Raw genomic sequence first — 21391 nt, forward strand, 5'->3', positions numbered from 1 at the left:
AGCGAGCTAAATCCCCTGCCAAAACCAAACGCCGGCGCTAATGCGCCGGCGTTCGTTTAGCTGTCGATAGCCCTCAGAAGCACTGGGGGCATCTGACCATTAGCGTCGAGGGCCGCCCTGGGCAAGATCCTGCAACTCACGCCCGGCAACGGCATACATCGCGTAGTCGACGCTGCTGGCGCCACGCAGCTCGACCAGCATCCGCCGCCAGCGCTCCACTTGATACTCCCGTTGCTCCAGCCACAGCTGCACCCGCTCATCCAGACCTTCAGGCGCGTCGCTCATCTGCAACACCGAGACCGTAATGGCGCGCTGCTGACCGTCCAGGTCGTCGCGGAAGCCCTCACGTGCCAGCGCCTGCCAATTGTTTTCTACCGGCAGGCTGGTCACCTGCTGCAGATACCACGGCAACTCCAGCGCGCCGCCGACCGCGAAGTAGGCCGCCGCCACATCAGCTGGCGGCTGCCCGGTTTCGTCGGCTGCTTCCAGGATCGGCAGCAAGGTATACAGATGGTTGGTTCCGGCGACCATCCGTGCCAGCAGCTCGGGTACGCCCGCCTCGGTGTAGCGCTCGTAGCGCGCCTGCCACAGGTCGCGTGTCGCACCTTGTAGCAAGGCATCGAGCTTCAATCCGAGCGCCGCGACGCGAGGGCCGAAATGACCGACATCGCGCGCCGCGTCGAGCTCGTTGCGCCGATTGCGCAGGAACCAACGCGTGGCCCGGCGGCCCAGGCGCATCAACTCTTCCATCAGATTCAACTGCAGCTCGGCCGGGATCTTGTAGTCCAGCGCTTCGATCTGACGGAACCAGTGCGGCAGGTGGAAGATGTCCCGCACGATGACATAGGCGCCGGCAACGTTAGCCGCGCTCAAGCCGGTCGCCTCGTGCAGCCGCTGCACGAAGGTGATGCCCATGTTGTTGATCAGGTCGTTGGCGATCTGGGTACTGACGATCTCGCGCTTCAGTCGGTGCTGCAACATTGCACCGCGATACTGCTCGGCCAGCATTTGCGGGAATGCACTCTCCATTTCACGCGCCAGGTAGGCGTCGTCCGGAACCCGAGACTGCAGCAGGGCTTCTTTCAGATGGATCTTGCTGTAGGAGATCAGTACCGACAACTCGGCACGGGTCAGTCCTTTGCCGAGCGTGGCGCGGTCGGCAAGCGCCTCGTCGCTGGGCAGAAACTCCAGCGCTCGATCCAGCAAGCCGTCGGCTTCCAGCGCGCTGATCAGTCGCTTGTATTCGCCACCGCCCTCACGGGCCCGGTGTTCGGCCTGGGACAGCGCCTGGGTCTGCTTGTAGTTGTCGTGCAGCACCAGTTCGGACACCGAATCGGTCATATCGAACAGCAGCTTGTCGCGCTGTTTGCTCGTCATGTCGCCAGCACTGACGATCTCGTTGAGCAGGATCTTGATATTGACCTCATGGTCCGAGCAGTTCACGCCACCGGCGTTATCGATGAAGTCCGTGTTCGCCGCCCCGCCGTGGAGGCAGTACTCGACCCGCCCGAGCTGGGTGATACCGAGGTTGCCGCCCTCGCCGATGACCTTGGCGCGTAGCTCGTTGCCGTTGACCCGAAGGATATCGTTGGCCTTGTCGCCCACGTCCGCATGAGTCTCGGTGGTGCTCTTGACGTAGGTGCCGATGCCACCGTTCCAGAGCAGATCCACCGGTGCCTTGAGCAGCGCATGGATCAGCTCGGCTGGCGTCAGCTGATCGGCCTCGATGTCGAAGCGCGCCTTCATCTGCGGGGTGATCGTGATGCGCTTGGCCGAGCGCGGGAACACACCGCCGCCCGCCGAAATCAGCGATGGGTCATAGTCGGTCCAGGACGACCGCGGCAGGTCGAACAGGCGCTTGCGCTCGATGAAGCTGCGCGCCGCGTCCGGATCCGGATCGATGAAGATGTGCAGGTGGTTGAAGGCCGCCACCAACTGCAGGGTTTCGGACATCAGCAAGCCGTTGCCGAATACGTCACCGGCCATGTCACCGATGCCGATCACGCTGACGGGATCACGCTGCACATCGATGCCACGCTCGCGGAAGTGCCGCTGTACCGACACCCAGGCGCCCTTGGCGGTGATGCCCATCTTCTTATGGTCATAACCGGCGGAACCGCCCGAGGCGAATGCGTCCCCCAACCAGAAGTCATACTCGGCAGCGATGCCGTTGGCGATGTCGGAGAAGGTTGCGGTGCCCTTGTCCGCCGCCACGACAAGATAGGGGTCGTCTTCGTCGTAACGCACCACATTGACCGGCGGCACCACTTTCCCATCCTTGAGATTGTCGGTGATGTCCAGCAAGCCGCTGATGAAGATGCGGTAGCAGGCAATGCCTTCGGCCAGCACCTCATCGCGTGAGCCGCTGGTTGGCAGCCGACGCGGAACGAAGCCACCCTTGGCGCCGCCAGGCACGATGATGGCGTTCTTGACCTGCTGCGCCTTGACCAGGCCCAGCACTTCGGTGCGGTAGTCTTCCTCGCGATCCGACCAGCGCAAACCGCCCCGTGCCACTTTGCCGCCGCGCAGGTGCACGCCTTCGACGCGCGGCGAATAGACGAATATCTCGAACTTCGGGGCCGGTCGCGGCATTTCCGGAATCGACCGGGGGTCGAGCTTGAAGCTGAAGTAGCTCTTCGGCTTGCCGCTGGCATCGACCTGGTAGAAGTTGGTGCGCAGGGTCGCTTTGATCAGCGCCAGGTAGCGGCGCAGGATACGGTCCTCATTGAGCACCGCGACGTCATCCAGCGCGGTGATGATCGCCTGTTCCAGGCGTGCCTGCTTGTCGGCCAGGTCGTCCTCGCCGAGTTTGCGTGCCAGGTAGAAACGCATCTTGAACAACCGCACCAGCTCGCGGGCGATATCGGTGTGGTTGAGCAGCGCGCTGGCGATGTAGCCCAGATCGAAGCCCATGCGGATCTGCTTGAGGTAGCGACCATAGGCCCTCAGCAGTGCCACTTCTCGCCAGGTCAGCCCAGCGGTGAGTACCAGGCGGTTGAAGGCATCGTTTTCGGCCTGGCCGTTATGAATGGCGATGAAGGCATCCTGCAGCGGCTCGTTGATCTCCATCAGGTCGATTTCGAGCCCCTCCGCGTACGTGAACGCGAAGTCATGTATCCAGTACTCGCGGCCATCCTTACGGCGCAGGTGGAACGGGAACTCGCCCAGCACGCGCAACCCGAGGTTTTCCAGAATCGGCAGCATGTCCGATAACGGCAGCGGCGTGTTCATGTGGTAGAGCTTGCAGTGCAGGCGGTTTTCCACCGCTGTGATCGGCTGGTAGAAGCTCATCACCAGCGGACGCTCTTCACTCAGGCTGAGCACGTGCTGCATGTCCACCGCCGCCGAATGCGGGGCGAACCGCTCACGGTAGCCGGCCGGAAAGCCCTTCGGGAATTCGGCGAGAATGCCGGTGCCCTGCGCCTCGCCGAACTGTTCGATGACCACGCTCGTGTAGTCGTCCTGCCAGGTGCGACAGGCTTGTACGACTTCGTTTTCCAGCTGGGCGGGATCGAACTGCACCTGCTTGTTCGGATCCAGGCGCAGCAGGAATTGCACGCGGATCAGCACCGATTCGGAGAAGTAGGTCGAGAACTCGCACCCGCTGGCCTCCAGGCGATCCATCAGCACTTGCTGAATCCGCAGACGGGTTTCGGTCGAATAACTGTCGCGCGGTACATAAGCCAGGCAGTAGCAGAACCGCCCATAAGGATCGATCCGCATGAACAGACGCAGCTTGTTGCGCTCCTGGATCTGCACGATGGCGATGGCCGTGCTGAACAGCTGGTCGAGCGTCATCTGGAACAGTTCGTCGCGCGGCAGGACTTCCAGTACCTGGATCAGCTCTTTGGCCAGGTGCGCCGAATCGTCGAACTGCGAGCGCCTCACCACTTCGGCCACTTTGCTGCGGATGTAGGGGATCCGCCGCACGCTCTGGGTATAGACCGAGGAGGTGAACAGCCCAAGGAAGCGGCATTCACGGACCACACGGCCTTGCTCGTCGAATTCGCGAATGGAGACGAAGTCCGGATACGCCGGCCGGTGCACCCGGCTCGGGGTCGCTGCCTTGGCGAACGACAGCAGCAGCGGCTCGCGAAGATAGGCCAGGGCCGGCGGCATGATCAGCTGATCGTCTTCCTCCAGCCCGGTCCGCAAGACGCGTGACAGGCCCAGTAGCGAGGACTCGTCGTAAACGATGCGACCACCGTCACCCTGGTCGACCACGGTGAACTCCTCGTAGCCGAGGAAGGTGAAATGATCGTCGGCCAGCCAGCGCATGAAGTCTCGGCTTTCGGACAGTTCAGCCGCGTCGGCCAGCTGCAGCGTACCCAGACGGGCGTGGTGCTCTTCGGCTTTGGCCTTCATCGCCGGGAAATCGTTGACCGCCAGGCGGACCTCGGCCAGCACTCCGTGCAGCGACTGCTCGAGTTCGCGCAGCGCTGCGGCGCTGGCACAACGATCGATCTCGACGAATATCAGCGACTCGGCCTGGCTGCCTTCGCTGGCGCTGCCTTTGGGCAATAGCTCGATCAGGCTGCCGTCGGCGTCCCGACGCACCTGCAGCACGCTGTTTTGCAGCGTATGGATGGCGTAGCCGCGGCGCGTCAGCTCCATGCGCACCGAGTCGACGAGGAACGGCATGTCGGGATGAAGCACCTCGACCACGCTGTGGGTCGACTGCCAGCCGTGCTTCTCATAGTCCGGATTGAAGACGTGAACTTCCGGGGTGCCCGGGTCGAAGTGCTCCAGAAGGCGCCAACTGGCCAGCGTTGAGCCGACCAGGTCGCTCATGCGTCGCTCTGTCAGCTCGGGAAGAGCCACGATTCCGAAGAATTGCTCGGCGAAGAGTCCCACTTGTGGCAGGAGTTTCTCGTCGACATGCTGCGCCAACGCCACTTGCAGTTGTTGCTGAAAGTCGGCTTTGCTGGCAGCTGTAAAGAACGCCATTTTTTCGCTCCATTCTGGCTTGGAATTCGACTAAGGCAGTCGCGGCACCTGACTGGCAACGCAACGTGTAAGTTCCACGTTAGTTCAGCAAAACAGCGATTGCATGAACGCGGACCTACCCTTCTCTGGCGCCGCCAATGACGCAGCAGTCACATTTCTTTCGCGCCTGAATACGAATCGCCCGAGCGAGCGGTTGCGCGCCGCCTGACGCCAAGCCCAACGGCACGCAAAAGGCACCGCACGCCACCGAAGTTGCCGAGCGGCGCATGGCTGCCACCTGGCAAATGAATTAAAGTCGTCGCCGTCGGGCATACGCCCCGACAAGCCTCCGCAGAAGAGTTCAACGATGGATCACCGTGAAGCCATAGTCGCGCTGCGACAGTTTCTTTCAACCCAGATTCTCGGCCAGGAACGGCTGGTGGAGCGGCTGCTGGTCGCCTTGCTCGCCGACGGCCATCTGCTTGTGGAGGGTGCCCCTGGGCTGGCGAAGACCCGGGCGATCAAGGAGCTGGCCGGCGGCCTGGAAGCCGAGTTCCATCGCATTCAGTTCACGCCCGACCTGCTGCCGGCCGACATTACTGGTACCGAAATCTATCGGCCTGAGACCGGCAGCTTCGTCTTCCAGCAAGGGCCGATCTTCCACAACCTGGTGCTGGCCGACGAGATTAACCGCGCCCCGGCCAAGGTCCAGTCGGCGTTGCTCGAGGCGATGGCCGAGCGCCAGGTCAGCGTAGGACGCAGCACCTACGACCTGTCGCCGCTGTTTCTGGTCATGGCCACCCAGAACCCGATCGAGCAGGAAGGCACCTACCCGTTACCCGAGGCCCAGCTCGACCGCTTCCTGCTGCATGTGAAACTCGGTTTTCCGGACGCCTCGGTGGAACGGCGGATCCTGCAGCAGGCGCGTGGTGAGGCCATCAACGGCGAAACCCCACCCGAGCACCGCGTCTCCCAGCAAGCCATCTTTGCCGCTCGCAAAGAGATCCTGGGCCTGTACATGGCCGATGCGGTCGAGGAATACCTGGTACAGCTGGTCATGGCGACCCGCACGCCGGCCAAGTTCGATGCCGAGCTCGCCGGTTGGATTGCCTACGGCGCCAGTCCGCGCGGCTCGATCTCGCTGGATCGTTGCGCCCGCGCCCACGCCTGGCTCGCCGGCCGTGACTTCGTCAGTCCCGAAGACATTCAAGCCATGCTGTTCGATGTGCTGCGCCACCGGCTCATCCTCTCGTTCGAAGCGGAGGCCGCCGGTATCGATCAGGACCGCGTCCTGCAGCGCATCCTCGACGTGGTGGCGGTGGCCTGATGCCCCCCTCGCCTTCATCCGACCGTGCGCAGGCCGACGCTGCGCAGACGGGCGTGCGCGTGGGCCTCGCCGCGCTGATCGACATGCGGCATCGGGTTCGCGAAGTCCCGCTGTTCTCGACGCCGCATCGCCGCAGCCCACTGGTCGGCCTGCATCACTCCAAGCTCCGCGGGCGCGGTGTGGATTTCGATCAGGTGCGCATCTATCAGGCCGGGGACGACGTCCGCACCATCGATTGGCGGGTCACGGCGCGCACTCAAGAGCCGCATACCAAGCTGTTTCATGAAGAACGTGAACGTCCGATCTACATCCTGGTGGAACAGAGTCCTCGGCTGTTTTTCGGCAGCGGGCTGGCTTTCAAGTCGGTATTGGCCGCGCAGGCGGCCAGCCTGGTGGGGTGGGCAGCACTGAGCCACAACGACCGGGTCGGTGGCCTGGTCTTCGGTCACGGCGAACATCACGAGATCAAACCTCGGCGCAGCAAGCAAAGTCTGCTGCAATTGCTCGACCGTTTGGCCCGCGCCAATGCCGGCTTGAATGCCGATCAGAGCAGCGACCCGGATGCGTTCGGGCTGGCCCTGAGACGTGCTCGCGAAGTCCTGCGCCCCGGAAGTCTGGCGGTGGTCATCTGCGACGAGCGTGCCCTCGGCGATGCCGCCGAGCAGCAGTTGACCCTGCTCGCCCGTCACGTCGACCTGCTGATGGTTCCGGTGTTCGATCCGCTCGACCATGCCTTGCCGGCGGCCGGGCTGCTGCGCTTCGCCCAGTTCGGTGCCCGCCTGGATCTGGACAGCCATGACCCACTCATACGCCAGGCCTACCGCAGTCAGGGTGAAGCGCGTAGTGCACGGTGGCAGCGCCTCGCCGATCGCCTGCGTTTGCCGCTGATGCCGCTGGATACCCAGCGTGACCTGATCGATCAATTGCGCGAACACCTCAGCGTGCAGCATCCCGGAGCACCGCGATGAGCACGCTCGACCAACTCGAGCCGTTGATTGCCCCACCCGCAATCAGTGCTTGGCCTCCGGCGCCCGGTTGGTGGTTCCTGGCGGCCCTCTTGCTCAGCGTCCTCCTGTTGTTCCGCTTGCGTCCCTGGCAACGCAGGAGTCCGGCGCGGGCAACGGATGCCGAAACGCCTATCGACCCCCAGCGGCAGATCGCGCTGGACGAGCTCGCGCAGTTGGCCAAACCCTACGGCGGCGCCCCGGCCAACCAGTGGCTCCAGCAGCTCAACGCCCTGCTCAAACGACTCTGCCGCACCCGCTACCCGAACGATAATCCTCACACGCTCAGCGGACGTGCCTGGCTGGCATTTCTCGACAGCCGGTGTCCGGCCGCCGGGCTGACGCGCTGGATGATTCTGGTCGATGGCGTCTACCGCGCCGATTGCAGACTGGACGACAAGGCTATCCAGAACCTCGAGCAATCCGTGCAGATATGGATTCGCAAGCATGTTTGAACTGGCGTGGCCGTGGGTATTCGTGCTGCTGCCATTGCCCTGGGTGATGCGCTGGTTGCTGCCCGCCGCGGACAGCGGCGACGCGGCCCTGAAAGTCAGTTTCCTCAGCGAGCTCGAGTCATTGGCCGGCCGTCGCGCGTCCGTCAGCCTGCCCGCCTGGCGGCAGCAGCTGCCCTACCTGGTGGTCTGGTTGCTGCTGCTGTTCGCAGCCTCCCGCCCGCAATGGCTCGGCGAACCGCTGCCCTTGCCCACCAGTGGCCGTGACCTGTTGCTGGCAGTGGATGTGTCCGGATCGATGGACTACCCGGACATGCACTGGCAAGACGATGAAATCAGTCGTCTGGAACTGGTCAAGCATCTGCTCGGCGAGTTCATCAGCGAGCGCCGCGGTGACCGGGTCGGTTTGATCCTCTTCGGCAGCAAGGCCTACTTGCAGGCCCCGCTGACGTTCGATCGCCAGACCGTACGAACCTGGCTCGACGAGGCTGTCGTGGGCATCGCTGGCAACAACACGGCCATCGGCGATGCGATCGGCCTGGCGATCAAGCGGCTGCGCGAACGCCCGGCACAGAGCCGAGTCCTGGTATTGGTCACCGATGGCGCCAACAACGGCGGAGAAATCGACCCGGTGCTGGCCTCGCGGCTGGCGGCGGCCGAAGGGATCAAGATCCATACCATCGGTATCGGCGCCGATGCCCAGGCCGGGGGCGTCCTCCAGCATTTCGGCATGGTGGGTGCCGAGCTGGACGAAGCAACCCTGAGGGCGATCGCCGAGCAAACCGGAGGGCGCTATTTCCGCGCCCGGTCGAGCGACGAGTTACAGGCCATCGGCGCGACGCTCGACGAGCTCGAGCCGACCGCGCAGCAACCGGCCCAAGCACGCATCGCCGAAGCGCTCTATGCCTGGCCGCTCTCGGCCGCGTTGTTGATCAGTCTGCTGCTGGTGGCCAATCGTCTTTGGCGGCCATCGCTGCGGCATCTTCTCTGGCGCAGAGAGCAGCCATGATCGAACTCGTGCCCCATCTGCTCAGGCCGTTCTGGCTGTTGATCCTGCCGCTGCCCCTCTGGTTGCTGTGGCGGCTCTGGCATCGCCAGCGGCAGATCGGCCGCTGGCAGCGCCTGTTGCCCGAAGCGTTCCATGCGGCGTTGCTCACGCGTGGCAGGCTACGCAACAGCAGGCGTCCCTGGCTGGTGCTCGGCTCGGCCTGGCTGTTGGCATGCCTGGCGCTGCTCGGACCGAGCTGGCAGCAGGCCGAACAGCCTCGGCTGTCACGTGCCGACCCGCTGGTGGTATTGCTCGACACAACGCCGGCCATGCTCGCAGCCGACGTCCAGCCCAACCGGTTGGAACAGGCCAAACGCAAGATTCTCGACCTGCTGCGGGCGCGCCAGGATGCCCAGACCGCAGTCATCGCATTTGCCGGCAGCGCGCATGTTCTGGTGCCGCTCTCCAATGACATCACCACCACACAGAATCTGCTGGATGCCCTGCAGCCCACCCTGATGCCTGAGCCCGGGCACCGCGCGGATCTGGCCGTGCAAGGCGGCCTCGAGTTGCTCGAGCAAGGGGCGAACGGGCGTGGACGGCTGTTGCTGATCGGCAGCAGCCTGGACGCACAGGAGCGTGACGGCATCGCCACGTTGCTCGGTGAGAGCGGGCAACAGCTGCTGATGCTCGGCATCGGTACCGAGCAAGGGGCGCCCATCGCCAGGGAAGACGGCAGCTTCCTGAAGGATGACGCGGGCGCGATCCTGATCCCGCGACTGAATGAACGCACCCTGCGCCGTTTCGCTACCGAGCTCGGCGGCCGCTATCAAGGTGCCCGTATCGATGACGGCGACCTGCGCAGCCTCGGCCTGCTGGAGCGCAACGGTGAACTGCTGAACCAGGACGACACCACCCAGCTGGATAGCTGGTTGGACCAAGGCTACTGGCTGCTGCTTCCCTTGCTGTTGCTGGCGGCATGTGCGGGACGGCGCGGCTGGCTGTTCTGCCTGCCACTGCTGATCACGGCCATGCCGCAGCCGGCCAGTGCGCTGACATTGCAAGACCTTTGGTTGCGTCCGGATCAGCAAGGCATGCGCCTGCTGCAAGCGCAGCGCCCGGCTGACGCGGCGCAGCGATTCGAGGACCCGCAGTGGCAGGGCTATGCCCGCTATCAGGCCGGTGATTTTGCCGGCGCCGCCGAGCAATTCGCCAAGGGCGATACCCCCTCGGCGCACTTCAACCGCGGCAACGCGTTGGCCCACAACGATGAGCTGCAGGCCGCGATCGAAGCGTATGATCAGGCGCTGGAACTCGACCCGGATCTGGAACCGGCCCGTCGCAACAAGGCCATCGTCGAGGCACTCCTGCGTCAGCGCGAGCAACAGGCGCAGCAGGAGCAGCCCTCCGAGAGCCCTCCGCAGGAACCGAACTCCGCCGACCAGAGCGAACCACCGCCAGCGCCCGGTAGTCCTGCCGTGAACCGGCGTGACGCCAGCGAAGCACCCGATCAGCAGGAGCCGGGCAACGCTGACGAAGCGTCGGATGCCCTGCCGACCCAGCCGCCAGCGGCAAACGAACAGGGCGAGCCGCAGGGTATGCCGGAGCAGCCGCGCGAAGCCGCCGTCGATCCGGAGCAGGACCAGGCGCTGGCGCAATGGCTGCGCAGGATTCCGGACAACCCCGGCGAGCTGCTACGTCGCAAGTTTCTCCTCGAACAACGCAAGCGCCAGGAGCTGAATCGATGACGCGGGTGACCTTATTGCTGTTAGCGCTGCTGCTCGCCTGCCAGGCCAGCGCGGCGACGTTGGTCGCGCGAGTCGATCGTACGCAGCTAAGCCTGGACGAAACCGTTGAGCTCACCTTGGAGACCAGTGACACCACGGTGTTCGGCAAGCCGGATCTGCAACCGCTCGACGGACTCTTCCGGGTGCTCGGAACGCGGCAGACAAACGGGCTCTCCAGCAGCTACGGCGAAACGCGGGCTGTCACCCAGTGGCTGATCACGCTGCAACCCCAGCGGACCGGTTACGTCGTCATTCCTCCGTTGCAGCTGGGCGACTGGCGCAGCGAGGCCATCATGCTCAACGTCAGCGAGTCCAGCGCCGAGGGCGGCGACAAGCTCGCCCCGATCTTCATCGACTCCAGCCTCGACAAGGAAAGCGTCTACGTGCAGGCGCAGGTGGTGCTGACCCTGCGTATCTATCATTCCGTCTCGCTCTACGACGACAGCACCCTGTCGCCCCTGCAATTCGGCGACGCGCTGGTCGAACGTCTCGGCGAACCGCGTACTTACGAGAAGGACATCAACGGCATCCGCCATGGCGTGATCGAGATCCGCTATGCGCTGTATCCACAGAGAAGTGGCACGCTGACCATCCCCGCCCAGCTGTTCAGCGCAACCACGGTCGCTCCCAGCGGCGACTACTACGGCTCCCGTTTCGGCAAGACGACCCAGGTCAAATCGCCGGAGATCCCACTGCAGGTCAAGCCCAAGCCCGCTGATTACCCCGAGGATGCGCCCTGGCTACCGGCTGCCAACCTGACCCTGGTCGAAGCCTGGAGTCCGCAGCCGCAGGACGCACAGCTGGGCGAAGCCCTGACCCGCAGCCTGCTGCTCAAAGCAGAGGGGCTGTCCAGCGCCCAACTGCCTCCGATCGAGCCGCCGCCAGTACCGGGCCTACGGCGTTACCCCGACCAACCAAGCCTGAACGACACGGTGAACGAGAACGGCATTACCGGCAGCCGGGAGCAGCGCGAGGCACTGGTGGCGAGCGACGCCGGCGACTACCGGCTGCCGGCCACCGAAGTCGTCTGGTGGAACACCGTGGCAGATCGGCTCGAGCGCACCACGCTTGCCGAACGCACCCTGCAGGTCGCCGAAAATCCCGAACTCCAGCAAGCCGCCCTCGAAGAGGCCGATGTGGCTCATCCGTTGTCACCGCCGCGGCGGTTGTGGCCATGGCAGTTGAGCAGCGCGGTACTGGCCCTGACCACCCTGCTCGGGTTCGGCCTGTGGCTGCGGGCGCGCAGTCAGCCAGCGGTGGTCCGCACGGTGCAGAGCGGCCCGACGCCACGCAGCCTGCTGGACGATCTCAAGCGCGCCTGTCTGGCCAACGACACCCAGGCAACACGTCATGCGCTGGACGCCTGGGCACGCCAGCAACCGGAAACCCTGGCGGAAATGGCGGCACGCTTCGTTCCGCTCTCGGACGCCCTGGATGGCCTGAACGGCGCGCTCTACAGCGAAACCGGCCAGCGCTGGCAAGGCGAAGCGCTATGGCAGGCGATCCAGAGCCTCCCAGCCGCGCGGCCGACAACCGGCGAGGCGGCGTCCGGGGCCTTGCCGCCACTGTATCCACGCTGACGACAGGCCCCACGCAACGCGAACCAAACCGCGTCGCCGGCGCCGCGGCTCGCCCAGGCGGCGCGAGCACAACGGCACTGGACAGCAGGACCTTGGCATATGGCTTGCTTTGCAGGCCACATGATCATCCACACCCGAGTCGCTTCCCCGCGATGGGTGCCTTTCGAAGGTCCTGCCTGTATGCCACTTTCCAATCCCCCCCTTAAGCCTGATCCACTGGCCTGGGTCGCAGGCAGCGACGCGCCGGAAAAGCACGTCGTCGAGCTTGGATTCATGGCGCTGACCGATGCGGCCTCGCTGATCGTCGCGGCCACGCAGGGCTTCGCCCAGCCGTACGGGCTCACGCTCAATCTTCGGCGGCAGAGTTCGTGGTCGAGCCTGCGCGACAAACTGGTCGAAGGCGAACTGGATGCCGCTCACGGCCTCTACGGTCTGATCTATGCCGTGCATCTGGGCATCGGTGGCGGCCCGCGCAAGGACATGGCCGTGCTCATGGGACTGGCGCAGAACGGCCAGAGCATCAGTCTGTCCAGCGCGCTAAAAGCCGCTGGCGTGATCGATCCTGACGCGCTCCACCGCTGCGTGCGCCACAGTGGTGCGAAACTCACGCTGGCACAGACCTTCCCGACCGGGACGCATGCCCTCTGGCTCTATTACTGGCTCGCCGCCCACGGCATCCATCCACTCGAAGACGTGCGCACCCTGGTGGTGCCGCCTTCGCGGATGGTCGCCCACCTGCGTGCACGCCGCATCGACGGATTCTGCGCCGGCGAGCCCTGGGGCGCCTTGGCCATCGAAGAGAACCTGGGCTACACCATCGCGACCAGCCAGTCGATCTGGGCTGACCATCCGGAGAAAGTCCTCGGCTGTACCCGTGAGTTCGTCGACCAGCACCCCAACACCGCTCGGGCGTTGGTCATGGCGATTCTCGAGGCCAGTCGCTTCATTGACGCAAGCCCAGAAAATCGACGCAGTACCGCACGACTGATTGCCGGCAGCGACTATGTCGATGCGCCGGTAGCGGCCATCGAACCGCGCTTTCTCGGCCAGTATGAAGACGGGCTCGGCCACGCCTGGATGGACAAGCACCCGCTGCGCTTCTTTGGCAACGGCGAGGTGAACATGCCCTACCACTCCGACGGCCTCTGGTTCATGACCCAGCTGAGGCGCTGGGGCCTGCTGCGTGAGGATCCCGACTACCTCGCCGTGGCGCAAAGTGTTCAGCAGACCGGCCTTTACCGCGATGCGGCGACCGCGCTGCAGATCGCCATACCCGACTCGCCCATGCGCAGCGCCACACTCATGGACGGCAGCCGCTGGGACGGCAGCGATCCCGCCGGCTACGCGCGCAGTTTCACCCTGCATGCGATGGCGGACGCCGAGCCGCCACTCAGCTTGCCTTGAAGAGGGAGACAGCCATGCTTCGTGTCCTCCTGATCGACGATACCCCGCGCAAGGTCGGGCGCCTGCGCACCGCCCTGATAGAGGCCGGCTTCGAGGTGATCGAGGAGTCCGGCCTGACCATCGATCTGCCCGAGCGCGTCGAGGCGATTCGTCCCGACGTGGTGCTGATCGACACCGACTCCCCCGGCCGCGACGTGATGGAACAAGTGGTGATGGTGACCCGGGACCAGCCGCGGCCCATCGTCATGTTCACCGACGACAGCAACCCGGACGCCATGCGCCAGGCGATCCGTGCGGGCGTCAGCGCCTACATCGTCGAGGGTATTCAGGCCCAGCGCTTGAAGCCGATCCTCGACGTCGCCATGGCCCGCTTCGAGAGCGACCAGGCCATCCGTGCGCAACTGCATGCGCGCGACCAGCAACTGGTCGAACGCAAGCGCATCGAGCTGGCCAAGGGCATGCTGATGAAGATGCGCAGCTGCAACGAAGAAGAGGCCTACACCCTCATGCGTCGCCAGGCCATGAGCCGCCAGCAGAAGCTGATCCAGGTGGCCGAACAAATCATCGCAATGAACGATCTGCTGGGGCAGTAAGCCCGCATCACCAGTAGGAGCAGGCTCTGCCTGCGACCCTGGCCACGCCGGTGGATGCCTCAAGCCGCGCCGCTGGACGCCCCAAAGGTCGCGGGCAGAGCCCGCTCCTACAGACGGCCCCGACCCCATCAGGCAGCACCGCTACGCTGCAAGTCCCTCCAGCATCCGCAGCTCCTGTAGGAGCAGGCTCTGCCTGCGACCCTGGCCACGCCGGTGGATGCCTCAGACCGCGTCGCGGGATGCCCCAAAGGTCGCGGGCAGAGCCCGCTCCTACAGACGGATCCGACCCCGTCACGCAGCACCGCTACGCTGAAAATCCCTCAAGCATCCGCAGCTCCTGTAGGAGTAGGCTCTGCCTGCGACCCTGGCCACGCCGCTGGATACCTCAAGACCGCGTCGCGGGATGCCCCAAAGGTCGCGGGCAGAGCCCGCTCCTACAGACGGATCCGACCCCGTCACGCAGCACCGCTACGCTGCAAATCCCTCAAGCATCCGCCGCCCCTGTAGGAGCAGGCTCTGCCTGCGACCCTGGCTGCGCCGGTGAATACCTCAAGATCGCGTCGCGGGATGCCCCAAAGGTCGCGGGCAGCCCGCTCCTACAGACGGCCCGATCCCGTCACGCAGCACCGCTACGCTGCAAATCCCTCAAGCATCCGCAGCTCCTGTAGGAGCAGGCTCTGCCTGCGACCCTGGCTGCGCCGCTGGATACCTCAAGACTGCGTCGCGGGATGCCCCAAAGGTAGAGCCCGCTCCTACAGACGGATCCGACCCCGTCACGCAGCACCGCTACGCTGCAAATCCCTCAAGCATCCGCCGCCCCTGTAGGAGCAGGCTCTGCCTGCGACCCTGGCCCCGCCGGTGGCTGCCTCAAGACCGCGCCGCGGGATGCCCCAAAGGTCGCGGGCAGAGCCCGCTCCTACAGACGGACCCGACCCCGTCACGCAGCACCGCTACGCTGCACGTGCCTCCAGCATGCGCAGCCCCTGTAGGAGCAGGCTCTGCCTGCGACCGTGGTTGCGCCGCTGAATACCTCAAGACTGCGTCGCTGGATGCCCCAAAGGTCGCGGGCAGAGCCCGCTCCTACAGACGGACCCGACCCCGTCAGGCAGCACCGCTACGCTGCAAATCCCTCAAGCATCCGCAGCTCCTGTAGGAGCAGGCTCTGCCTGCCACCCTGGCTGCGCCGCTGGATACCTCAAGACTGCGACGGCGATGCCCCGGCGGCCCCAAAAGCGCGCCCGACCGCCTCGTGCTGCACGAACTTCGCTCCCCGCGCCCGGCTACTCGTCGCGCCGCCAACTGACGGCACCTCGCGACCAAACAATCACAACCATTTGATTTAAATCGATTTTTAAAGGAATTTCGCGCCGAAGCAGAACCTGGCAAGCCCCTTGCAATCACCTTGGCACCACGTCTTCGGGTCGCCAACGGCGGTGATCGGGACGAATTGACAAAGGCGTCAACGGTGCCCGCTCTGCGCATGCAGAGGGGCGTCCGTTGCGCCTTTTTTTCGTTTCGCGATTGAGGGATAAATCATGCGCAAGACCCGCCGTACGCTGCTGAAAACGCTAGTGGCCTCCGCCCTGCTGCCGCTATTGCCATTGACCGCCTGGGCCGCGGCGCCGGAAAAGGAAGAGCTCAAGCTCGGTTTCATCAAGCTCACCGACATGGCGCCGCTCGCCATCGCCTACGAAAAGGGCTTCTTCGAGGACGAAGGGCTATACGTCACCCTCGAAGCCCAGGCCAACTGGAAGGTGTTGCTGGACCGCGTCATCGACGGCGAACTGGACGGCGCGCATATGCTCTCCGGACAGCCGCTCGGCGCCACCATTGGTTTCGGCACCAAGGCCGACATCATCACGGCGTTCACCATGGACCTCAACGGCAACGCCATCACCCTGTCCAACGCCGTTTGGGAGCAGATGAAGCCCCACCTAGCCATGGCCGATGGTAAGCCGGTCCATCCGATCAAGGCCAACGCGCTCAAGCCGGTCATCGAGCAATTTCACGCCGCCGGCAAGCCGTTCAACCTGGGTATGGTCTTCCCGGTGTCCACCCATAATTACGAGTTGCGCTACTGGCTGGCCGCTGGCGGCATCCATCCGGGCTACTACGCGCCCGCCAAGGGCGACATCAGTGGCCAGATCGATGCCCAGGCGTTGCTTTCGGTCACCCCGCCGCCACAGATGCCCTCAACGATGGAAGCCGGCACGATCAACGGTTACAGCGTCGGCGAACCCTGGAACCAGCAGGCGGTGTTCAAAGGCATCGGCGTGCCGGTGGTGGCGGATTATGCGATCCGCAAGAACATGTCGGAGAAGGTCTTCGGCGTCTCCAAGGCCTGGGCCGAGGCCCATCCGGAAACCCACAAGCGCCTGGTCAAGGCCCTGATCCGCGCCGGCAAATGGCTGGATGAGGACAACAACGCCAACCGCCGGGAAGCCGTGGAAATCCTCTCGCGTCCGGAGTATGTCGGCGCCGACGCAAAAGTCATCGCCAACTCCATGACCGGCACGTTCGAGTTCGAAAAGGGCGACAAGCGCGAAGTGCCGGATTTCAACGTGTTCTTCCGTTACCACGCGACCTACCCCTACTACTCCGACGCCATCTGGTACCTGACCCAGATGCGCCGCTGGGGCCAGATCGCCGAGGCGAAGCCGGACAGCTGGTACCTGGAAACCGCCAAGCGCGTCTACCGCCCGGACATCTACCGCCAGGCGGCCGACGAGCTGATCGCCGACGGCCTGCTCAGCGCCGAAGACGTGCCGCCCGCCGATGAAGACGGCATTCGCGAGCCGCTGGCCGACACCATCGACGGCATCACCTACGACGGCCATACGCCTAACGCCTACCTCGACCAGTTCGCGATCGGCCTCAAAGGCGATACCACGCTCTGATCCGCGCATGGGAGGCGCAGGCCTCCCGATCCAGGAGGACACATCGATGAGCAACCCAGCCGTCGTGCAAAACATCAAAGAGACCTTGGAGGCTGGCCGTCAGGCGCGGCTCAAGCGCTGGCTGCCGCAAGTGATCATGCCGCTGGTGGGCGTCCTTGCCTTCCTGCTGTTCTGGCAGTTGCTGGCATCGAACATTCAGACCAGCCTCGGCCAATTCCCCGGGCCGAGCCAGGTCGCCGAGCAGTTCACCGGCCTGGTCGATGCGCATATCCAGTCGCGGGAAAAGGCCGCCGCCTTCTACCTTCGGCAGGAGGAACGCAACGCCGCCACGCTGGCCAAGAACCCCGACGCCGTTGTGAAGATCCGTCCGTACACCGGCAAGCCGACCTTCTTCGAACAGATCGTCACCAGCCTCTACACCGTGATGACCGGCTTCGCCCTCGCCTCGCTGATCGCCGTACCGCTGGGCATCGTCTGCGGCCTGAGCAAGACGGTATACAGCGCGGTGAACCCGCTGATCCAGATCTTCAAGCCGGTGTCGCCGCTGGCCTGGCTGCCGCTGGTGACCATGGTGGTCAGCGCCGTCTACGTCAGCGACGACCCGCTGTTCGCCAAGTCCTTCGTCACCTCGGCGCTGACCGTCGCGCTCTGCTGCCTGTGGCCGACGGTGATCAACACCACGGTCGGCGTGGCGAACCTGGACAAGGACCTGACCAACGTCAGCCGCGTGCTGCGCCTGTCGCCGCTCAGTCATGTGCGCCGCATCGTCCTGCCCGCTGCCATTCCGATGATCTTTACCGGGCTGCGGCTGTCGCTGGCGACCAGCTGGATGGTGCTGATTGCCGCGGAAATGCTGGCGCAGAACCCCGGCCTCGGGAAATTCATCTGGGATGAGTTCCAGAACGGCAGCTCCAACTCGCTCGGCCGGATCATGGTCGCGGTGATCGTTATCGGCCTGATCGGCTTCGCCCTGGACCGCATCATGCTGATGCTCCAGCGCCGCGTGAGCTGGGACAAGAACGCAGACCTGCGCTGAGGAAATCACATGAACAACGCCCATCTCGAACTCACCGGCGTCGGTATCAGCTTTCCCACGGACAAGGGGCTCTACTGCGCGCTACAGAACGTCAACCTGCGCATCGCCAAGGGCGAGTTCGTCTCGCTGATCGGCCACTCCGGCTGCGGCAAGTCGACCGTCCTCAACATCGTCGCCGGGCTGTATCAGGCCACCACCGGCGGCGTGATCCTCGACGGCCGCGAGGTCAACGAACCTGGCCCGGAGCGCGCCGTGGTGTTCCAGAACCACAGCCTGCTGCCCTGGCTCAGCTGCTACGAAAACGTCGAACTGGCGGTACGGGAAGTCTTCCGGGGCCAGAAAAGCAAACGGGAAATGCGCGACTGGATCGAGCACAACCTCGAGCTGGTGCACATGACCCACGCCCGCGACAAACGCCCCAGCGAAATTTCCGGCGGGATGAAACAGCGCATCGGCATCGCCCGTGCGCTGGCCATGCAACCCAAGGTGTTGCTGATGGACGAGCCCTTCGGTGCCCTCGATGCGCTGACCCGCGCGCATCTGCAGGACTCGCTGATGGAGATCCACGCCGACCTTGGCAACACCGTGATCATGATCACCCATGACGTCGACGAAGCCGTGCTGCTGTCCGATCGCATCGTGATGATGACCAACGGTCCCTCGGCCACCATTGGCGAGATCCTGCGTGTCGAGCTCAAAAATCCCCGCGACCGCATGACCTTGGCCCACGACGCCCAGTACCACGCCTACCGGGCGCAGGTTCTGGAGTTCCTCTACCAGCGCCAGCAGCGGCCGGCGGCCTGACAAGCCACCAGGAAGGTCATCGACAAAGGATCACGCGCATGGACAGAGTTTTGAACGGCACGCGTACAACGCACGCCGCGCCGCACGCAACCACCGCCGCCTTGCAGTCCTACGTGGATTGGCTGGTGCTCGCCGCCTGGGCCATGGCCTGTATTGCGGGCCTCTGGCAGCAGCAATGGCTGGCCCTGGCCCTCGCCTGCATCGCCGCAGGTCTGCAACTGACGCAACAGCGCAAACGCCGCGAACATCAGCGCCACCGAGAGCATTTGCTGGCCATGCTCGGCCAACAGCAAGGGCTCGACCAGCCTCGTGAGGATCTGGTCGCCGCCTTCGGCGCTCAGTCGCTGCGCGGCGAACGTTTACGAAGTGAGGTGCAGTTCGCCAGCGATGCCCTCGAGCGCATGGCCGCTACCGCCGAGCACAGTAGTATCGACCAGGGCGAGCGAGTGCTGGCGATGACCGAGGCCAGCCAGGCGCTGAGTCAGAACCTGGAGCGGGTTGGCACCTTGGGCCAGCAGGCCATGCAAGCCTTCGCCGACACCCACCGGCAAAGCCAGGCCGGTCGCGACAACGCGATCTCCGTCAGCACCCGCATGACCGAGGTGCGCCAGAGCCTGCAGCGCACCTCGGATGCAGTCGGCCAGCTGTTGCAGGACACGGCCGCCGTCGGCAAAGCCGCCCTGAGCATCCAGAACGTTGCCAAGCAAACCCAGCTGCTCGCCCTGAACGCGTCCATCGAAGCCGCGCGAGCCGGCGAGCACGGTCGCGGTTTCGCCGTGGTGGCCGACGAGGTTCGCCAACTGGCGCTGACCAGCGACTGCGCGGCCCAGGACATCACCAGCGTGGTCGCCACGACCGGCAACGCGGTTCGTCGCGTCGAGGCCGAAGTCGTCCAGCACCAGCAATTGCTCGAGCAAAGCGGCGAACAGAGCAGCGCCTTGGCCGCCGAACTCGATCAGTTGGCGCAGCGCAGCCAGCTGAGCCTGGCCGAACTCGATCACCTGCAAGCGGCCCTCGACGAGCAGCGACACGGCAACCGCCTGTTGCGCGACCAGCTTGATCACGTCGAGACCGGCGTCGAGCGCCAACGCATCCAGGCCCAAGAGCTGCACAGCCTGACCCTCTACCTCACTCGTCTCAGCCGTACGGAAGCCTGACCATGGAAGTATCGATCGCCCTAACCCTGGCCGCCTGCCTGGTGCTGCTCGGCAACCATCTCAGTCGCGTTGCAGCCGAGCGGCACCGCAAGCGCCTCAGCACAACCGATGTCCAGGCCTTGCAGCATGCGCTGGAAGTACTGCAATTCGTGCAGAAACACCGGGGCCTGGGCGGCCAACCCGATGCCGCAGCCGCCGCGCAGCGATTGGAGGTCGCCCACCACGTCGACCGGCTCTGGCAGCAATGGAAAGGCGAGGAAAACCGTCCGGCGATGCGCGCGCTGTGGCAGCAGATCCGCCAGAACCCGGCGGACTTCGAGCCGCACTGCATCCTGATCGAGCAACTGCTCGAAAGCATTCATGTGCTGGAGCTGCGCCTCGTCTTCCAGGGCAATCGGCAGGTGTCCGGCCTGTGCGAGGCCTGTCGCGCGCTGGAAGACCTCGGCCGCCTGCGCGGCCTGGCGGTGCGGGCAGCCAACTTCGAAAAGTGCCCGTTGGATATGCAGATCCAGATGCGCTATCTCTGCCTGCGCCTCACCGACCCGGTCAGCGGCGACAGCCTGCACAACCTCATCGAACACCTGGAGAGCAACCTGATCGATGCACCGCGGGTCAGCCTGGCGCCAGCCGAATGCTACGCGCTGATCACGCCAATCATCGACGAGCGCCTGCAAGGCATTCGCCATAGCATCGCCTGAGGCACCGAAGAACATCTTACGGACCATCAACTCGTTGAATCATGCTTGGGCCGGCCCGGAGCACGCGTAGAATCAGCGCCCGCGTCGGGCCGGCATTCGGCCAACGCCCCGCACCAAGCCTTCAGTACGAGAGCACCATGGCCCGCCTGACCCTGCAATTTCCCGAAGACCAGTTCTGCTTTTCCACCCAGCTGACCGTTCGCATCACTGACATCAATGCCGGCAACCACTTGGCCAACGACTCGATGATCTCGATGATTTCCGAAGCCCGCGCACGGTTCCTGTTTGCCTACGGCATCGCCGAGACCAGCAAGGACGGTAGCGGCATCATCGTTACCGACCTGGCCACCACCTACAAAGCCGAGGCCCATGCGCGGGACGCCCTGTTATTCGAAGTCGGCGTGATGGACTTCAACCCCTACGGCGGGGACATCACCTTTCGCATTACCCGTCCCGCCGATGGCACCCTGATCGCCATGGCCAAGTCCGGTTTCGTTTTCTACAACTACCTCGAATCGCGGGTGGTGCGCATGCCAGCCGAGTTCGAGGCCAAGTTTCCCAAGGTCAACCGCATCGCCTGACGCGCCCTACTTCGATGCACCGCGCACCACCACTGCGCGCTGGCTGATCGATTCCAGCCTACCGTCCCTCGTCAAGCGCACGCCAATCAACGCCCTCGGTGGTTGGCACAGCTTCTGCTTATCGCAACTCAGGTAGCCAACGGCGGTTACTCACAGA

15 protein-coding genes are annotated in these 21391 nt (G+C 64.5%); 14 read left to right on the forward strand and 1 reads right to left on the reverse strand.

Annotated features, from left to right (window positions below; translation table 11 throughout):
• Positions 1-99: 99 nt before the first annotated feature.
• Entirely contained in the window at positions 100-4947 is a 4848-nt protein-coding gene (locus KVO92_RS04585; protein WP_217474461.1) for an NAD-glutamate dehydrogenase, read from the reverse strand.
• 346 nt (positions 4948-5293) lie between these two features.
• On the opposite strand from KVO92_RS04585, the gene KVO92_RS04590 reads away from it, so the two are divergent.
• The 14 genes from KVO92_RS04590 to KVO92_RS04655 all read left to right on the forward strand — a co-directional run bounded on the left by KVO92_RS04590 (position 5294) and on the right by KVO92_RS04655 (position 21234).
• Complete coding sequence (locus KVO92_RS04590; protein WP_021207450.1) at positions 5294-6253, forward strand: AAA family ATPase; 960 nt, start codon at positions 5294-5296, stop codon at positions 6251-6253.
• Positions 6253-7221, forward strand: a complete 969-nt coding sequence (locus KVO92_RS04595; protein WP_217474462.1) for a DUF58 domain-containing protein — start codon at positions 6253-6255, stop codon at positions 7219-7221. The genes KVO92_RS04590 and KVO92_RS04595 overlap by 1 nt, the downstream gene beginning before the upstream one ends.
• Positions 7218-7712: a DUF4381 domain-containing protein gene (locus KVO92_RS04600; protein WP_217474463.1), complete on the forward strand. Its 495-nt coding sequence runs from the start codon at positions 7218-7220 to the stop codon at positions 7710-7712. Before KVO92_RS04595 ends, KVO92_RS04600 begins: the two co-directional genes overlap by 4 nt.
• Positions 7705-8718: a vWA domain-containing protein gene (locus KVO92_RS04605; RefSeq protein WP_217474464.1), complete on the forward strand. Its 1014-nt coding sequence runs from the start codon at positions 7705-7707 to the stop codon at positions 8716-8718. The genes KVO92_RS04600 and KVO92_RS04605 overlap by 8 nt, the downstream gene beginning before the upstream one ends.
• The gene (locus tag KVO92_RS04610) at positions 8715-10445 is read left to right on the forward strand and encodes a VWA domain-containing protein (protein WP_217474465.1); all 1731 of its coding nucleotides are present in this window, start codon (positions 8715-8717) and stop codon (positions 10443-10445) included. Before KVO92_RS04605 ends, KVO92_RS04610 begins: the two co-directional genes overlap by 4 nt.
• Positions 10442-12064, forward strand: coding sequence for a BatD family protein (locus KVO92_RS04615; protein WP_217474466.1), 1623 nt, complete (start codon positions 10442-10444; stop codon positions 12062-12064). Before KVO92_RS04610 ends, KVO92_RS04615 begins: the two co-directional genes overlap by 4 nt.
• 180 nt (positions 12065-12244) lie before the next feature.
• On the forward strand, positions 12245-13468 hold the full coding sequence (locus tag KVO92_RS04620; protein WP_217474467.1) for a CmpA/NrtA family ABC transporter substrate-binding protein: 1224 nt from the start codon (positions 12245-12247) through the stop codon (positions 13466-13468).
• Positions 13469-13482: 14 nt separating this feature from the next.
• The gene (locus KVO92_RS04625) at positions 13483-14061 is read left to right on the forward strand and encodes an ANTAR domain-containing response regulator (RefSeq protein WP_021207457.1); all 579 of its coding nucleotides are present in this window, start codon (positions 13483-13485) and stop codon (positions 14059-14061) included.
• Between the two features lie 1535 nt (positions 14062-15596).
• Positions 15597-16958, forward strand: coding sequence for a CmpA/NrtA family ABC transporter substrate-binding protein (locus tag KVO92_RS04630; protein WP_217474468.1), 1362 nt, complete (start codon positions 15597-15599; stop codon positions 16956-16958).
• 46 nt (positions 16959-17004) lie between these two features.
• Entirely contained in the window at positions 17005-17994 is a 990-nt protein-coding gene (locus KVO92_RS04635; protein ID WP_217474469.1) for an ABC transporter permease, read from the forward strand.
• 9 nt (positions 17995-18003) lie between these two features.
• Entirely contained in the window at positions 18004-18798 is a 795-nt protein-coding gene (locus KVO92_RS04640) for an ABC transporter ATP-binding protein (protein WP_217474470.1), read from the forward strand.
• A 38-nt stretch (positions 18799-18836) separates the two neighbouring features.
• On the forward strand, positions 18837-19955 hold the full coding sequence (locus tag KVO92_RS04645) for a methyl-accepting chemotaxis protein (protein WP_217474471.1): 1119 nt from the start codon (positions 18837-18839) through the stop codon (positions 19953-19955).
• A 2-nt stretch (positions 19956-19957) separates the two neighbouring features.
• The gene (locus KVO92_RS04650; protein WP_217474472.1) at positions 19958-20653 is read left to right on the forward strand and encodes a hypothetical protein; all 696 of its coding nucleotides are present in this window, start codon (positions 19958-19960) and stop codon (positions 20651-20653) included.
• Positions 20654-20790: 137 nt separating this feature from the next.
• Entirely contained in the window at positions 20791-21234 is a 444-nt protein-coding gene (locus KVO92_RS04655) for a thioesterase family protein (protein WP_102850898.1), read from the forward strand.
• Positions 21235-21391: the final 157 nt, after the last annotated feature.

Source organism: Stutzerimonas stutzeri (assembly GCF_019090095.1).
GTDB classification, from domain to species: domain Bacteria; phylum Pseudomonadota; class Gammaproteobacteria; order Pseudomonadales; family Pseudomonadaceae; genus Stutzerimonas; species Stutzerimonas stutzeri_AN.

Excerpts from the sequence above, each read along its gene's own strand:
- KVO92_RS04590 (WP_021207450.1), top strand. The coding sequence starts at position 5,294 with ATGGATCACCGTGAAGCCATAGTCGCGCTGCGACAGTTTCTTTCAACC.
- KVO92_RS04625 (WP_021207457.1), top strand. The coding sequence starts at position 13,483 with ATGCTTCGTGTCCTCCTGATCGACGATACCCCGCGCAAGGTCGGGCGC.
- KVO92_RS04630 (WP_217474468.1), top strand. The coding sequence starts at position 15,597 with ATGCGCAAGACCCGCCGTACGCTGCTGAAAACGCTAGTGGCCTCCGCC.
- KVO92_RS04640 (WP_217474470.1), top strand. The coding sequence starts at position 18,004 with ATGAACAACGCCCATCTCGAACTCACCGGCGTCGGTATCAGCTTTCCC.
- KVO92_RS04650 (WP_217474472.1), top strand. The coding sequence starts at position 19,958 with ATGGAAGTATCGATCGCCCTAACCCTGGCCGCCTGCCTGGTGCTGCTC.
- KVO92_RS04605 (WP_217474464.1), top strand. The coding sequence starts at position 7,705 with ATGTTTGAACTGGCGTGGCCGTGGGTATTCGTGCTGCTGCCATTGCCC.
- KVO92_RS04655 (WP_102850898.1), top strand. The coding sequence starts at position 20,791 with ATGGCCCGCCTGACCCTGCAATTTCCCGAAGACCAGTTCTGCTTTTCC.
- KVO92_RS04585 (WP_217474461.1), bottom strand. The coding sequence starts at position 4,947 with ATGGCGTTCTTTACAGCTGCCAGCAAAGCCGACTTTCAGCAACAACTG.
- KVO92_RS04615 (WP_217474466.1), top strand. The coding sequence starts at position 10,442 with ATGACGCGGGTGACCTTATTGCTGTTAGCGCTGCTGCTCGCCTGCCAG.
- KVO92_RS04635 (WP_217474469.1), top strand. The coding sequence starts at position 17,005 with ATGAGCAACCCAGCCGTCGTGCAAAACATCAAAGAGACCTTGGAGGCT.
- KVO92_RS04595 (WP_217474462.1), top strand. The coding sequence starts at position 6,253 with ATGCCCCCCTCGCCTTCATCCGACCGTGCGCAGGCCGACGCTGCGCAG.
- KVO92_RS04620 (WP_217474467.1), top strand. The coding sequence starts at position 12,245 with ATGCCACTTTCCAATCCCCCCCTTAAGCCTGATCCACTGGCCTGGGTC.
- KVO92_RS04610 (WP_217474465.1), top strand. The coding sequence starts at position 8,715 with ATGATCGAACTCGTGCCCCATCTGCTCAGGCCGTTCTGGCTGTTGATC.
- KVO92_RS04645 (WP_217474471.1), top strand. The coding sequence starts at position 18,837 with ATGGACAGAGTTTTGAACGGCACGCGTACAACGCACGCCGCGCCGCAC.
- KVO92_RS04600 (WP_217474463.1), top strand. The coding sequence starts at position 7,218 with ATGAGCACGCTCGACCAACTCGAGCCGTTGATTGCCCCACCCGCAATC.